Origin of the sequence: Liquorilactobacillus satsumensis DSM 16230 = JCM 12392 (assembly GCF_001435195.1) — a bacterium.
Classification (GTDB): domain Bacteria; phylum Bacillota; class Bacilli; order Lactobacillales; family Lactobacillaceae; genus Liquorilactobacillus; species Liquorilactobacillus satsumensis.
In genome coordinates this window covers 1-230 of the sequence record NZ_AZFQ01000041.1, presented here as the reverse complement: position 1 = coordinate 230, position 230 = coordinate 1, and the positions used below count along the sequence as shown (strand labels likewise).

At 44.3% G+C, this 230-nt stretch carries 1 protein-coding gene; it reads left to right on the top strand.

Going from position 1 to position 230, the window contains the following annotated elements; all coding sequences use genetic code 11:
* Positions 1–230: glycoside hydrolase family 70 protein (locus FD50_RS06700; RefSeq protein WP_156653511.1), on the top strand; the 230-nt coding region annotated here is incomplete at both ends.

Genomic DNA, 230 nt, shown 5'->3' with positions numbered 1-230 from the left:
GGGGCTTTGTTGTATGTTAACAGCAGCCTAACTCCTGCTGCAAATTCGGATTCAAGATTGCTTAACCGCACGCCTAAGAATCAGGAAGGACAGATTCCGAGTACCGAGAATCAAGGCGGTTATGAAATGCTTTTAGCGAACGATGTTGATAACTCAAATCCTGTGGTCCAGGCAGAACAGCTGAACTGGCTGTATTATATGATGAATATCGGAACTATTGCTGGCAATGA